Source organism: Runella sp. R0.1_18 (assembly GCF_057652155.1).
This window is the reverse complement of the sequence record NZ_JBYFCK010000012.1, coordinates 49,368-63,060: the sequence shown is the minus strand read 5'-3', so window position 1 is coordinate 63,060 and position 13,693 is coordinate 49,368. Positions and strand designations below refer to the sequence as shown.

Below are 13,693 nucleotides of genomic sequence, written 5' to 3'. Positions count from 1 at the left end.
TCCGTTAAGTAAACCAAATGTTAGGGCTTTGGTTTTTGAACGGCGCTGTAAAATTAATAAGAAAGGCTTCTGTACACCACAGAAGCCCCGAAAATATCAATAATCTATAATAATTCGTCGTGAGTCGTTGAGCGTGGTGGACGAAACTTTGAAAATATATTCGCCATCTGGGAGGTGCGACAAATCCACTACTTTGCGGACGTCCAACACGGGAAGTTTCTCACGGTAAACCACTTGACCCGAAATGTGGGAGACGGTTATCTGCACATTTGTCAAGTCTTGGAAGGTTTCAATCGCAATTTTTCCCTGACGACTTGGATTTGGATAAATTATCAAACCTTCTTCCTCGCCAGCGGGGCGAACGGTTATTTCTGAAGAAAAAGGAGATACACATGTACGTGAACTCCCGCCCGTCGAGGATACAAACGTCACCCGTGAACGGGCACTAAATGCACCAATGGATGTTGTCTTAATGGCAGATTGTTTGTTGGGCAATGCTCTGCTACCTTGTTGCCAATCCCAAGAAATGTTTGAAACCTTCGAGTCAGCAAACGAATAAATCGTCGAATCGACAGCCGCCTGCACGCTATATGGCCCCGATTGGATGACAGTAGGGGCTTTTACGCTGATTGTTTTGATGGTCACGGGTGCAGAGTTGACCGATGAACAACCGTAAATATTTGAAATTTTAGCCGTGTACTGGCCTGGGTTTTTTACCGAAATAGTTCTGCCTTCAAATGAATTACTCCAAGTAACGGTATTAACAGATGATACATTGACCGAAAGGGTGATCGTAGAGTCAGCACAAATTACTTGTTCGCCACTTGGGGTAATGGTTGGAACAGGCGGTTCAACGTTTTCGGTCACTGTAATGGGAGCCGTGAGGTAGGTATTTCCAGCGTTATCTTTCATCGTAACTTGGTAAGTACCTGCTCCCTTCACCGTAATGATTTGGGTAGTTTCACCAGTACTCCACAAGTAAGAAGAGAAGCCATTGGGCGCTTTTGCATTAAAACTAACAGCAGGGGTATTGCAGCTGATTGAAATGGGTAAGACTGTGCGTGCCATAACGGGCACCACTGTCGCAAAAAAGCTTGGAGGCAGAGAATTATCCCACGCGCGGGCTACATCCACCAAGCCTTGGCCTTGGAAGTGAACGTAATCGTCTTGGCCATTGACGGGATTTTTGGCAAGCCGTGGTACTTGAATATTATCGGTGAAAGGCCCACCGTAGCATTTGTTAAATGGAATATTAATGACGGCTGTTTGGGCATCAATCACATCTTGAGACACAAACGAAGCGCTGTTGAAGGCATAACGAGATGTGCGTGACAACACCCATGGAAGTGAAGATAGCACTTCTCCTTGCTCTATGCGAGCAACGTTTACTAAGCCTTGTAGTGAATTTTGGTAAGCTGCTTTTGTTACACGGGCAGCGGCATCGTTTTCTCCTTGCAACCATAACACAGCCCGTAATCCTAAGATAGAGCCATAGTATTGGAGCGACGCTTTGAGGTTAGCATAAGGCATTCCTGGTGGTAAGAAAACGCCTGGAACTCGGCTTTCAACGGGCTTGCCATTGGCGGCATCTAACCAGTTTTGGGTAGAAGTGTCAAACCAAGAGGCGTTCATAAACATCACTGGAACATTCAGCTTTCTGACAAGCAAGTCGCCCAATGCGCCCCAGCACCAAGCGCTGCGCCCACGAGGCCCAATGACCATATTGGCGGTAACCTGAGCAAAAGTAAGCGTCGGATTGTTGGTTTTGTCTGAGTTTTGATTGTCCCAAGTTACGGCATTTACGCGGTCATCAGTGGCAGCGGGGGCACCAAAATCGAAAAAGCCTTGGGCATTGGATTGGCCTGCAATCAAAAATACCTCCCCAACACCTACCCGACTAATGGCATCACGCCCTATTTGGTTAGGGCCATAAAATCCCCTTACTTCTAGGGTGTACCAACCCCCTCGGCCTGTCAAAGTACCTAAAAACGTACCTCCGCTGGGGTTTGTTTGAATGGTAGTCCAGTCAGTGGCTTGTCCTTGCCCTGCGAGCACAGGAACTAGCCGTGCTTCGATGCGGTCAACCGCTTGGGTATAGTAACCGCCAATAGAAATAACTGCTTGGTTGGCGTTGTTACGCTGAAAAATGGCTCTTTCGACGGGAAAAGTAATTTTGACTTGGGCCATCAACGTACCTACTGTCATAAACACAATCAGTAACACATTCAGCCAGCGCCAGTAAGTAGTTGTTCTTCTCTGCATAATCATGACGGACGTTTCGATTTTTAAGTTTTTTGCGGCGCAAATTTAAAATTATCACACTACTTTTCACACTGCTGTTCAAAGTTATTATGGTTTCCAGACTTGTTTCACTAAATTTGTGGCCTCATTTTATTTGCGTTTACTATGTTTGAAAGCTTACAGGATAAATTAAACAAAGCCATTCGAACCCTCAAGGGGAAAGACAGAATTACGGATATTAACGTAGCCGCCACGATTAAAGAGGTGCGCCGCGCCTTGGTGGACGCCGACGTTAACTTCAAAGTTGCTAAAGAAATTACGGACAAAATCAAGGATAAAGCCCTGGATCAGAAGATTTTGATTGCGGTTGAACCTGGGCAAATGTTCGTGAAAATTGTTCATGAAGAGTTGACGGAATTGATGGGTGGGCAGGCTGAAGGTATTAATACCAAAGGTGATCCTGCCGTAATTTTGATTGCGGGTCTTCAAGGTTCGGGTAAAACAACATTTTCGGGTAAATTGGCCAGCTTACTCAAGCGCCAAGGGCGTCAGGTGTTGTTGGCGGCCTGTGATATTTACCGTCCTGCGGCGATTGACCAGCTGAAAGTGCTTGGTGAACAAATTGGGGTAGAAGTATTTGCCGAGCCAGAAAATAAAAATGCAGTAGAAATTGCCCAAAACGCCATTGCCCACGCTAAAAAATCGGGCAAGAAAATTGTGATTGTCGATACAGCGGGTCGTTTGGCCGTTGACGAGGTCATGATGCGTGAGGTTGAAAATATCAAAGCAGCCCTAAAACCGTCTGAAATTTTGTTCGTCGTTGACTCAATGACTGGGCAAGATGCAGTAAATACGGCCAAAACGTTCAACGAACGTTTGAACTTTGACGGGGTTGTGCTTACCAAATTGGACGGTGATGCCCGCGGGGGAGCGGCGCTTTCAATTCGCCAAATTGTAGATAAACCGATTAAGTTTATCTCAACGGGTGAAAAAATGGAAGCCCTCGATAGTTTCCACCCTGATCGTATGGCTAGCCGTATTTTGGGAATGGGAGACGTACTTTCGTTGGTAGAACGCGCTCAACAAGCCTTTGATGAAGACGAAGCGAAGCGTTTGAACGCTAAAATGCGTCAAAATAAGTTCGATTTCAACGACTTTTTGGGACAATTGCAACAAATCAAAAAGATGGGTAACGTCAAAGATTTGTTGGGGATGATTCCAGGTATGGGAAGTGCCGTGAAAGATATGGATATTGACAATGATTCTTTCAAACCGATTGAGGCTATCATTCAGTCAATGACTCCAAAAGAACGCGAAAACCCAGACATGATTGACAATAGCCGTAAGAAACGTATTGCGACAGGTAGTGGTACATCTTTACAGCAAGTAAATAATCTTTTGAAGCAATTTGACGAAATGCGCAAAATGATGAAAAAGATGAATACAATGGAAAAAATGGGTAAACTTAAAATGAGATAAAACCATTTTCAAATGTTTTTAACGCAGAACCAATCATTAAACCCCGCTCGGACTTTACTCCGAACGGGGCTTTTTTTAGGCTTATTCTTGGGAATGACCCAGGTGAAGGCCCAATCGGTAGGCTACTACCCTTGGAATGGCCTGATTTCGGTGAGTACAAACCCTGCCAAGGTTTTTTGGCTGGATGCTCGCTTACAAACCAACACGTTGTTTGGAAGCCTTAGTACGGAGGTGTTGCCTTTGTTTAATTTTAAACAAACAAGCGCCGCTCAATTTTATGCAGGTGGGGGCGTACGGTTTAATTTTATTGGGGTTTTGGCCAACCAAACAAAAAATGTGGTGGAAGGCTATTCGCTCAATATCGGAACGCGCGTCTCGCCTTTTAAAACATTGCCTCAAGTAAAAATTGCTTTAGAAATTGCCCCTTACGTCGAGCGAAAGTTTGAGTCAGGGATTCTAAAAAGTAACTTTGGGCTGATTTACACCTTTGGAAAAAAATAGAGGAGGATGGAAGAAATTGCATTTTATGGCTTTTCAGTACTTGCAGTGGGGGCAGCACTTACTGTGCTCTTTACCCGCAATGTGATGTATGCCGCCTTGAGTTTGTTTATTACTTTATTGGGGGTTGCGGCGCTGTTTGTCTTGGCAGGAGCCGATTTTTTGGCAGTGGCTCAATTGCTCATTTATGTAGGTGGGGTGTTAATACTGCTCTTGTTTGGGGTCATGCTGACGCACCGAGCCGACCGAACGGATAGCCAACAGGCCAATATTGTCTTAACGACCCACGTAAACCATTTTTGGGGAACTGTGGTGGCATTGGCCATTTTTGGCGGTTTATTCTGGTTGATTGTTCATGCCAATTTCCTTATTCTACACGGCCCCGACGATGCGATTGACCCAGCCGTTAGAAGCACAACGCTACGGCAATTTGGGATTCATCTAATGACAACCCACGTTTGGGCCTTTGAAGTAATAGGTATTTTGTTGCTCATGGCCTTGATTGGCGCTACCTATTTGGCCGTTAAGCGAGAAAAATAGGAAAATTAAAACATGATTTTTTGAACTTAAAGAAGCTAGACTTTACGTGATAAGACCATCATTTTTACAAGCTGGAGACCGAGTCGGGGTAATGGCAATGGCCAGTAAAGTTTCGTACCCATCATTGGCAGAAGGATTGCGGATTTTGCGAGAAGACTGGGGGCTTGAGGTGGTTGAAGGTCATACCCTCTATTCTCATTACAACCAGTTTGCAGGAACCGACGAGGAGCGACGCCAAGACTTACAACAGATGCTTGATGACCCGAGCATAAAGGCTATATTTTCGGCAAGAGGTGGTTATGGTAGTTCAAAAATTATTGATACCCTTCGTTTTCAAAAGTTTAAAAAATCGCCTAAATGGCTGGTAGGCTTTAGCGATATTACGGCCATACATTGCCACTTGCACCGCCTTGGTTTTGAGAGTTTGCACGCTACTATGCCTAAGTTGTTTGGCCAAGAAGGCGCTGAAAATGCGCTTGAATCGCTGCGTAAAGCACTTTGGGGGGAGCCACTTGCGTATGTTGTTCCTGCCCATCCGTACAACCGTACTGGCAAAGCAGCGGCAACAATAGTGGGTGGTAATTTATGCCTTTTAGCACATTTGTTGGGGTCGCGTTCAGAAATAGATACACGCGGCAAAATTTTATTTATCGAAGACGTAGAAGAATACTATTACAACCTCGATCGTATGATGGTTCAATTGAAACGAGCGCGCAAACTGGATCAGCTGTCGGGCATTGTTGTGGGGCAATTTACTGACCTCAAAGACAATGAATCTGCCTCTTTTGGTAAAAACCACTTCGAAATTATCAGTGAATACGTACAAGAATTTAATTACCCAATCGCTTTTGATTTTCCAGTTGGCCACGTCCCTGATAATCGTGCGATGGTAGTCGGACGACATGCACTGCTGGAAGTAACGCCCGAAAATACTCTCTTGTGTTTTGACTCCTAAGTATATTTTTCTGTAACTTGCCTTGTCTCTGCCTTTTGGTAGAGAAAGTTATGGCCTAAACTCCAAGGTAAGTGTACAGATTATTCCTCTTCTTTTTAGGAATTCAGTTGGTAAGCCTATGCTTGTTTGCGCAGGATTATCGTGTGGAACATATTGGGGTAGAAAAAGGGCTATCACAAGGTTCGCCTTATCACATGCTCAAAGACTCACGGGGTTTTATGTGGTTTGGTACGCAAGATGGTTTGAATCGTTACGACGGACATTCGTTTAAGGTATATAAACCCGACCCAAACAACCCCTACACGCTTCATGGGGTAAATATTGCGGGCATTGTTGAAGATCGCCGTGGGAATATTTGGCTAGGTACCGAAGAAGGATTAAACTGCTACGAGCGCTCGACGGAGCATTTTACCCTCATTGTTGACAAAAAACATGCTGGTATCAAAAAACGAACCGCTCCGTTTTATGCCGATCAGGATGAGCTTTGGTATATCAGAGAAGGTGAAGGCATGTTGGCTTATCATTTCAAAACCAAGACCCATCGGGTGATTGCGCCAGAGGTATTTATTTCTCAGGATTTTGACTACATTGATTGGACCACGCGAACACCTGCGGGGGATGTTTGGATGGTGGGTGATAAAGGGGTGGTGAGGTATAATATCAAAGAAAAAAAATACCATTACTATTTTAGCCAATCTCCCAAAAACGAACTTGGAACCCCACTTAATATCATTTGTTTGTACGTAGATGCCAAAAATACGGTTTGGCTGGGGTCGTTGAACGGCGTTATTTGTATTGACAATACTTATACAACTTTTCAGTTTTTTAATAATTCGGCGGAAGGACAGCCGATTGGGGCAGTGTATAGCATTGCTGAAGGCATCAACCACAAATTGTGGATTGGAACCCAACGAAATGGTTTTTGGATTTTGAACCCCGCCAAATTGACCCTGCAACCTTTATCGTTGCCATTGGTAACGCCCAGAAAATTAGATAATTACGAGATTACCCGAATTTACGTTGACAGTAGAGGCATTATTTGGGCGAACGTCGACCCCGATGGGCTTTTGAAAATCATCCCAAACGCATCGATTTTGAAAAAAGTAACCCATAGCCCCGATGCACCAGAAGAAAGACGTTTGGATAATTTTTCGGTTCGGTGTTTTGCCCAAAGTCCCGATGGAAACGTGTGGGTAGGCACCGAAGGTAGTATAAACGTGTATCATCCCAAAAATCGCACGATCATCAAGCGATACTTGACGAAGGCTGCCATGCCAACGATTCCTTCGTTAAATTTTATAAAGTCGTTGCTTCGGGACAGCCATAATCGGATGTGGTTGGGTACGTACGGTGGCATCATGTATTTTGACCCAAAGGCAGAAAAGTTTACGCTTTTTCAGTTTGATAAAAACCCCTCCCGAAACAACTATACACGAAATATTACTGAACTTTCTGACAGCTTATTTTTACTTGGAACTCCGCAAGGGCCGTGGATTTTTAATGTCCAAAAGGCAACTTTTTCGCGCCCACCCATGCTGAAAAATCGAAATGTATTTTCGGTATTTCAATCCAAAGATAGTACCATTTGGGTGTCGTCTTATTTTGATGGGTTGTACGGTTACCGTTACCGAAACAACCAATGGAAGCAAGTGTATTATGGAATGAAATACTTCAATATCAATGTAATACGAGAAGATACGATTCGTGGGAAGCTTTGGGTTGGTACTGAGAAAGGGCTGCTCGAACTGAATCCCAAAAATAGGATTTATCGCTTTTATAACGACCGTAATGGCTTAGCCAATTCGTATATTTATGGGATAATTATCGACAAGAAAAGAGACTTGTGGCTCAGTACAAATCACGGTATTTCGCACTTTGATCAACAGACAAACCAGTTCCGAAATTTTGATCTAGCTGATGGCATTCAGGGATACGAGTATAACGGGAATGCGTTTTTAGAGACCAGTGAAGGGGAGATATTTTTTGGTGGGGTAAAAGGTTTTAACAGTTTTTATCCCGAACGAATGCGAAAATTGTCCTTTAAGCCTAGTGTTCATTTGTACAATTTCAGTGTAAATGAAGCCCCCTACCCATTGGAAAAACAAATCAACGAAACCGATGCCGTTTCTTTACCATATTCCCAAAATACTTTTTCGTTGGAATTTGCGGCTATTGACTTTTACAGTAATGGCCGAAATGAATACAAATATCGGCTGGAGGGTCAAGATGATGATTGGGTGCGAAGTGGAAGTAAAAATTATGTGCGTTATGCAAACCTCGCACCAGGTCGATATGTTTTTCGGGTGATGGCCTCCAACCGTGATGGGCTGTGGAGTGATGACGAAAAGAAGCTTTTTATTCGGATACAACCTCCGTTTTGGCAAACGTGGTGGTTCTATTTTGTTTGTACGGGTTTGTTTGGTTATGTAGCTTTTGTGGCAGGGAAAAACCGACTGGTTCGCTTGAAAGAAAAGGAACAAGAAAGACTGCGCATTGCTTTGGATGCGCAGGAACAGGAACGTAAACAGATAGCCCAAGACCTGCACGATGAGGTGGGAGCAAGACTTGCGACACTCAAGCTTTATGCGTCCACGATGACAAAATATTTGTCAAAAAAACCTGAAAGTCAAGAAATAAAGGCGAAAACGTTGGAGATAATCAATGACTCTATTGTGGACATTCGACGAATGCTGCGCGAGCTAAGTCCGAGGGTGTTGGAACAATACGGCTATGCAGCGGCTATTGAAGAATTGGTTCGAAAAATTAGCCAATCGGGAGTTGTGGGCGTAGAAATGGATACTTCTCGCTTGCCCGAGCGCTTGCCTAACGATATTGAAACGGGGCTGTACCGAATCACCCAAGAATTAATGAACAATAGCCTGAAACACGCTGATTGTAAGAAAATTACCATTCGTGCGCATCAAGATGAAGATATTATTCATTTTGATTATTTTGACGATGGCAAAGGATTTGATTATGCCAAGGCAAAGCAAGGGCTTGGCATTGGAAATATCGAATCGAGGGTGGCTGTTTTGCATGGACACATTGTTTGGACGCCAAAAGTAGGGGAGGGCAATGCCGTGTTTATTCAAATCCCTACGACCCAAAAACGCCCAGAATTGTCGCTTTTGGATGTAAAACAAGTCATCGAATCACTTCGAAAATGGTTGGAATCTTTTAGAGAAATCCAATAAGCCTGAGATACTTGGTTGATTTATAGTTGCTTATGTCCTTGGGTTTCTTACATGATTGTTAAAATATCCTACTCAAACAACCCCGTAATTTCCGCTTTGTATTTTTCCTGAATTATACGGCGCTTTGGCTTGAGCGTGGGGGTTAGTTCCCCATTTTCAACCGAAAGAGGACTTGATAATAGGTGGTATTTTTTAATGCGTTCGTAAGGCGCTAATTCCCGATTTTCGGTTTCAATTTCCGCGCGAAGTTTGGCCACTACTTTTTCATTTTTGATGATTTCTTCGTCGTTGGTATAGGTGATGTTTTCCACCCGACAAAATTCTTTGATGGCTTCAAACGACGGGACAATCAAGGCGGCTGCGTATTTTTGTCCATCGCCCATTACCACCGCTTGTTCAACAAAAAACGATTCTTTGAGTTTGGCCTCTACCGCTTGAGGAGCCACGTATTTTCCTGCGGAAGTTTTGAAAATCTCTTTTTTACGGTCGGTGATTTTTAAAAAACGGCCATCTATCCATTCCCCGATGTCGCCAGTATGAAACCAGCCGTTTGCATCAATAACTTCAGCGGTGAGTTCTGGTTTTAAATAATAACCTTTCATAACATTGGGTCCCTTGACCAAAATTTCTCCATCGTCAGCCAATTTTACTTCTACGCCGTCAATCACCAGTCCTACCGTTCCAATGCGAACTTCGGGCTGAGGAAAAAGCCGATTAAACGAAATAACAGGCGAGGTCTCAGTCAGGCCATATCCCTCGCAAACGGGAATACCTGCAGCCCAAAACACCCGTGCAATGCGCGGAGGCGTAGCGGCTGCGCCCGCTACAATCATTTCTAATTTTCCCCCTAGCCCTTCTTGCCATTTGCTAAAAACCAGTTTGCGGGCTAATTTTAGTTGAGCATTGTACAAAAACACCATGGACTTATTTGGGTCATACTTCAAACCTAAATCAAGCGCCCAAAGAAATATATTTCGCTGAATGCGAGGTTGTTCGTAGCCTTTAGCGATAATTTTATCATACACTTTTTCCAACAAACGTGGCACAGTAGAAAGTACCGTGGGGCGCACTTCTTTGAGATTTTCGGCAATGGTGGCTACGTTTTCGGCATAGTAAATCGAGATACCTGCTCGCAAATACACGTATTGTACCATGCGCTCAAAGACGTGATTGAGGGGTAAAAAACTCAACGCCCGCGCCTCAGTACCGAACGCAATCAATTTACACCCTTCAATGACGTTGCTGATGAGATTTTGGTGGGTGAGCATTACTCCTTTGGGGTTGCCTGTAGTGCCTGAGGTATAAATGATACTCAAGAGGTCATCTGGTTGGACATTGGCTTTGCGTTTATCCAGTTCGCTTCGGTGGTCTTCGCTGGCTTGGACTTGAACCTCTAACCAATTTTTAGCACTTTTTACGGAATCAAAGGTGTACATTTCCTCAATGCTAGGCGCAGTGGCAACAATGTCAAGGAGTTTGCGAAAAAGGCTGGCGTCGCCTACAAACACAAATTTTACATCCGATTCATGAAAAATAAATTGAAAATCGTCGAGCGTGAGGGTAGGATAAATAGGTACCGAAATGGCTCCTATTTGTTGGATGGCAAAATCTAAAATATTCCACTCAGGGCGACCATCAGATACGATGGCTATTCGGTCACCGACGTTCACTCCAAGGCCAATCAGTCCCAAACTCATCTTGTCGATTTGTTGAAGAATATCCTCGGCCGAAAACGTCAGCCATTCGCCTTTACGTTTATAGGCTAGGACATTGGCTTTGTTTTGAGGTCGAATGGCGTATTCAAGAATGTCGAATATACGAGTAGTAGAAGATAGCATAGTGGTAACATCGGGTTTAGCTGAGTAAAATAAAAAAGAAGCAATCAATGTTGCAAAAAGAAACAACCTATATTTGAAAACACAACCCGATAACACCTTTATAATCATGTCGAAAAATACCATTTCAGAAGATCAAGGCGACATTAATAGCTCCCAACAACGCCAATTATTTTATGAAACACTCGATGCAAATACCCATTTTTGGCTGGAAGAGGATGCCAAGTATTTTCTGCATCAAGCGCTTTCTACCCCCGTTATGAACGTTTTGTCTCGAACGGAAGGGGCGTATATCTATGATTTGAGTGGAAAAAAATACTTAGACATGCACGGTAATGGGGTTCATAATGCAGGTTTTAATAACCCAAAGATAGTGGAGGCGATGATGCGGCAGATGCAGGAAGCGTTGGCCTTTACGCCGCGTCGTTATACCAATATTCCAGCCATCCAATTGGCAAAAAAACTAACCGAAATTACGCCCGAAGGGCTCGATAAGGTTCTTTTTTGCCCAGGAGGCTCCGAGGCCATCGAAATGGCGGTGATGTTGGCAAAACAAATTACGGGTAAATGGAAAACAATTTCGTTTTGGGATGCGTACCACGGAACGGGGTATCAGGCGGCAAGTGTAAGCGGACAAGCGCATTTTACAAAAGGGAATGGCCCTATGGTGCCAGGGGCGCTGCACGTTGAGTTTCCCAATTACTACCGAAATCCGTGGAATTGGACCGACCAAGATGCCATCGACGAAGAATATTTACGACAAATCAAACTTCTCATTCGCAACGAGCCTGATATTGCGGCCATCGTGGCCGAACCCATTTCTTCAACACCCGTTGTTCCTTCTAAAAATTATTGGCAAGAAGTGCGTAACCTGTGTGACAGTGAGGGTATATTCTTGATTTTTGACGAAATTATAGAAGGCTTTGGGCGCACAGGTAAAATGTTTGCCAGTGAGCATTTTGTTACGCCCGATGTGTTGGTGTTGGGTAAATCATTGGGGGGAGGAATGTTGCCGTTTGCGGGAATCGTCACCAAATCGGCTTACAATACCTTGCAACACCTGTCTATTGGGCATTTTACCCACGAAAAAAATCCGTTGTGTGCCGCAGCAGGTTTGGCCGAAATCGAGTACATCGAAGAACACAATTTAGTCAATAATGCCGCCGAAAAAGGTGAGTATTTGATGGCGGCATTTCGGGCAATGCAAGAAAAATACCCTATTATCGGCAATGTTGCGGGCAGAGGTTTTCACATTGGTATTGACCTAGTAAAAGACCCAAAAACCAAAGAGCGAGCCTACGAAGCCGCCGAACGCATCATGTACCGTTGCATGGAGCGGGGCTTGGCTTTCAAAACCATCGAAGGAAATGTAATCACCCTTCGTCCGTCGCTTATTTTGACCCAAGACCAGTGCGATTTTATCCTTGAAACCATCGAAGCCGCCATTCGGCTGGAGCAAGTGGCTTATTGACCAAGCATAGGTTGCAATACTTCCCAAACATTCTGAGCTACGATTTTCGCCCCAGCTTCGTTGGGGTGAATACCGTCTTTTTGGTTAAGTTTGACTTCTCCACCTACTTTTTCGAGTAAAAAAGGAATCAGCCCAACGTTGTTCTTTTTGGCCAATTCGGGATAAATCACCTTAAACTCTTCGCCGTATTTTTTACCCATGCTAGGAGGTACTTGCATTCCTGCCAAAATAATTTTTGCTTCTGGATATTTTGTCTTCACTTTATCAATCATCGCTTGGAGATTTTTACGCGTTTCAGTCACAGGAATACCGCGCAGTCCATCGTTCCCACCTAATTCTAAAATAAAAATATCGACTTTGTTTTTTAGCACCCAATCCAAACGACTGTTTCCGCCCGAAGTGGTTTCTCCGCTCAAACCTGCATTCACAATTTTATAGGGTAATTTTAAAGAATCTATGCGATTTTGGAGCACAGAAGGGTACGCTTGTGCAGGTTCGAGTCCATAACCAGCAGTGAGGCTATTGCCAAAAATTAGGATGTTTTTTACTTCCTTTTGGGAAGCAGCAACCGTCGTAGTGTCAGTAGTTTTTGATTGCTCAGTGCTCGTTTTCTCGCTCGTGTTGCAGGCCAGAAGTACCAGGGCAGAAAAATAAAGTGATAAACGCGAAACTATTTTAAGCATATTGTATTTTGATTAGGAAACCATCGAAACATAAACCCACGCAACGCCGCATAAGTTTCTGACAGAGAAAGTATTCCTACTGTACGAAGCAGTAGCGTTGTGTGAAACCTAATAATATGGCAAATATACTGCAACTTGAACACGTAGCGAAGGTATATCGCAGCGGAAACCGTGAGCTCAAGGTACTTGATGATATTAATTTTTCGATAGAGGCGGGGGCTACCCTCTCCATCGTAGGCCCATCTGGGAGTGGAAAAACCACGTTGTTGGGGCTGTGTGCGGGCCTAGATCGTGCTACATCGGGAAGTGTCGAACTAAACGGAATCCGCCTTAACAACCTCAATGAAGACCAACTCGCTGATGTTCGTAATCGGTACGTCGGCTTTATTTTTCAAAACTTTCAGCTGTTACCTACCCTCACGGCGCTCGAAAATGTCATGGTTCCCCTCGAACTTCGGGGAGAAAAGAATATTAAAAGTCGGGCGATGGATTTGTTGGATAAAGTTGGGTTGGCCGAACGGGGGCATCACTATCCTACACAACTCAGTGGTGGCGAACAGCAGCGGGTATCGTTGGCAAGGGCATTTTCTAACCAGCCTCAAATTTTGTTTGCCGACGAACCTACGGGCAACCTTGACGCCGAAACAAGTGAAAAGGTTGAGAAGCTACTATTTGACCTCAACAAAGAAGCAGGTACGACGTTGATTCTGGTGACGCACAACTTAGAATTAGCCGCTAAAACACAGCGAGTTATCCGAATTAAAGGGGGAAAAGTAAATGGTTAATCAGCAACAAAG

At 44.1% G+C, this 13,693-nt stretch carries 10 protein-coding genes; 7 read left to right on the top strand and 3 right to left on the bottom strand.

What is annotated here, in order from left to right; genetic code table 11:
• Positions 1–96: 96 nt before the first annotated feature.
• Positions 97–2,262, bottom strand: a complete 2,166-nt coding sequence (locus AC23P2_RS19960; protein WP_487774836.1) for a T9SS type A sorting domain-containing protein — start codon at positions 2,260–2,262, stop codon at positions 97–99.
• Between the two features lie 144 nt (positions 2,263–2,406).
• Between AC23P2_RS19960 and ffh the strand changes: the two genes are divergently transcribed.
• From ffh to AC23P2_RS19935, 5 genes are all read left to right on the top strand, one after another.
• Positions 2,407–3,720 (top strand): signal recognition particle protein, encoded by a 1,314-nt coding sequence (ffh, locus tag AC23P2_RS19955; RefSeq protein ID WP_472492628.1) that lies wholly within the window; start codon positions 2,407–2,409, stop codon positions 3,718–3,720.
• Positions 3,721–3,732: 12 nt separating this feature from the next.
• Complete coding sequence (locus AC23P2_RS19950) at positions 3,733–4,221, top strand: hypothetical protein (protein ID WP_487774835.1); 489 nt, start codon at positions 3,733–3,735, stop codon at positions 4,219–4,221.
• A 6-nt stretch (positions 4,222–4,227) separates the two neighbouring features.
• Positions 4,228–4,758, top strand: a complete 531-nt coding sequence (locus AC23P2_RS19945; protein ID WP_487774834.1) for an NADH-quinone oxidoreductase subunit J family protein — start codon at positions 4,228–4,230, stop codon at positions 4,756–4,758.
• A 46-nt stretch (positions 4,759–4,804) separates the two neighbouring features.
• Positions 4,805–5,713 carry a S66 peptidase family protein gene (locus AC23P2_RS19940; protein WP_487774833.1) on the top strand — a complete coding sequence of 303 codons (909 nt, stop codon included), beginning with the start codon at positions 4,805–4,807 and terminating at the stop codon, positions 5,711–5,713.
• A gap of 71 nt (positions 5,714–5,784) precedes the next feature.
• The gene (locus AC23P2_RS19935) at positions 5,785–8,907 is read left to right on the top strand and encodes a ligand-binding sensor domain-containing protein (protein WP_487774832.1); all 3,123 of its coding nucleotides are present in this window, start codon (positions 5,785–5,787) and stop codon (positions 8,905–8,907) included.
• A 68-nt stretch (positions 8,908–8,975) separates the two neighbouring features.
• On the opposite strand, the gene AC23P2_RS19930 is transcribed toward AC23P2_RS19935, so the two are convergent.
• The gene (locus AC23P2_RS19930; protein WP_487774831.1) at positions 8,976–10,745 is read right to left on the bottom strand and encodes an AMP-dependent synthetase/ligase; all 1,770 of its coding nucleotides are present in this window, start codon (positions 10,743–10,745) and stop codon (positions 8,976–8,978) included.
• A gap of 106 nt (positions 10,746–10,851) precedes the next feature.
• Between AC23P2_RS19930 and pbfA the strand changes: the two genes are divergently transcribed.
• Complete coding sequence (pbfA, locus tag AC23P2_RS19925) at positions 10,852–12,213, top strand: (R)-1-hydroxy-2-aminoethylphosphonate ammonia-lyase (protein ID WP_487774830.1); 1,362 nt, start codon at positions 10,852–10,854, stop codon at positions 12,211–12,213.
• Here pbfA and AC23P2_RS19920 read toward each other — a convergent pair.
• Positions 12,207–12,896: an arylesterase gene (locus AC23P2_RS19920; RefSeq protein ID WP_487774829.1), complete on the bottom strand. Its 690-nt coding sequence runs from the start codon at positions 12,894–12,896 to the stop codon at positions 12,207–12,209. The two genes, pbfA and AC23P2_RS19920, sit on opposite strands and share 7 nt — an antisense overlap.
• Before the next feature lie 116 nt (positions 12,897–13,012).
• Between AC23P2_RS19920 and AC23P2_RS19915 the strand changes: the two genes are divergently transcribed.
• Positions 13,013–13,681, top strand: coding sequence for an ABC transporter ATP-binding protein (locus AC23P2_RS19915; protein ID WP_028526567.1), 669 nt, complete (start codon positions 13,013–13,015; stop codon positions 13,679–13,681).
• The last annotated feature ends 12 nt before the right edge of the window (positions 13,682–13,693 follow it).

Bases quoted from the DNA above. Each gene is read 5' to 3' on its own strand.
- AC23P2_RS19930 (WP_487774831.1), bottom strand. From the start codon at position 10,745: ATGCTATCTTCTACTACTCGTATATTCGACATTCTTGAATACGCCATT.
- pbfA (WP_487774830.1), top strand. From the start codon at position 10,852: ATGTCGAAAAATACCATTTCAGAAGATCAAGGCGACATTAATAGCTCC.
- ffh (WP_472492628.1), top strand. From the start codon at position 2,407: ATGTTTGAAAGCTTACAGGATAAATTAAACAAAGCCATTCGAACCCTC.
- AC23P2_RS19950 (WP_487774835.1), top strand. From the start codon at position 3,733: ATGTTTTTAACGCAGAACCAATCATTAAACCCCGCTCGGACTTTACTC.
- AC23P2_RS19945 (WP_487774834.1), top strand. From the start codon at position 4,228: ATGGAAGAAATTGCATTTTATGGCTTTTCAGTACTTGCAGTGGGGGCA.
- AC23P2_RS19915 (WP_028526567.1), top strand. From the start codon at position 13,013: ATGGCAAATATACTGCAACTTGAACACGTAGCGAAGGTATATCGCAGC.
- AC23P2_RS19920 (WP_487774829.1), bottom strand. From the start codon at position 12,896: ATGCTTAAAATAGTTTCGCGTTTATCACTTTATTTTTCTGCCCTGGTA.
- AC23P2_RS19960 (WP_487774836.1), bottom strand. From the start codon at position 2,262: ATGCAGAGAAGAACAACTACTTACTGGCGCTGGCTGAATGTGTTACTG.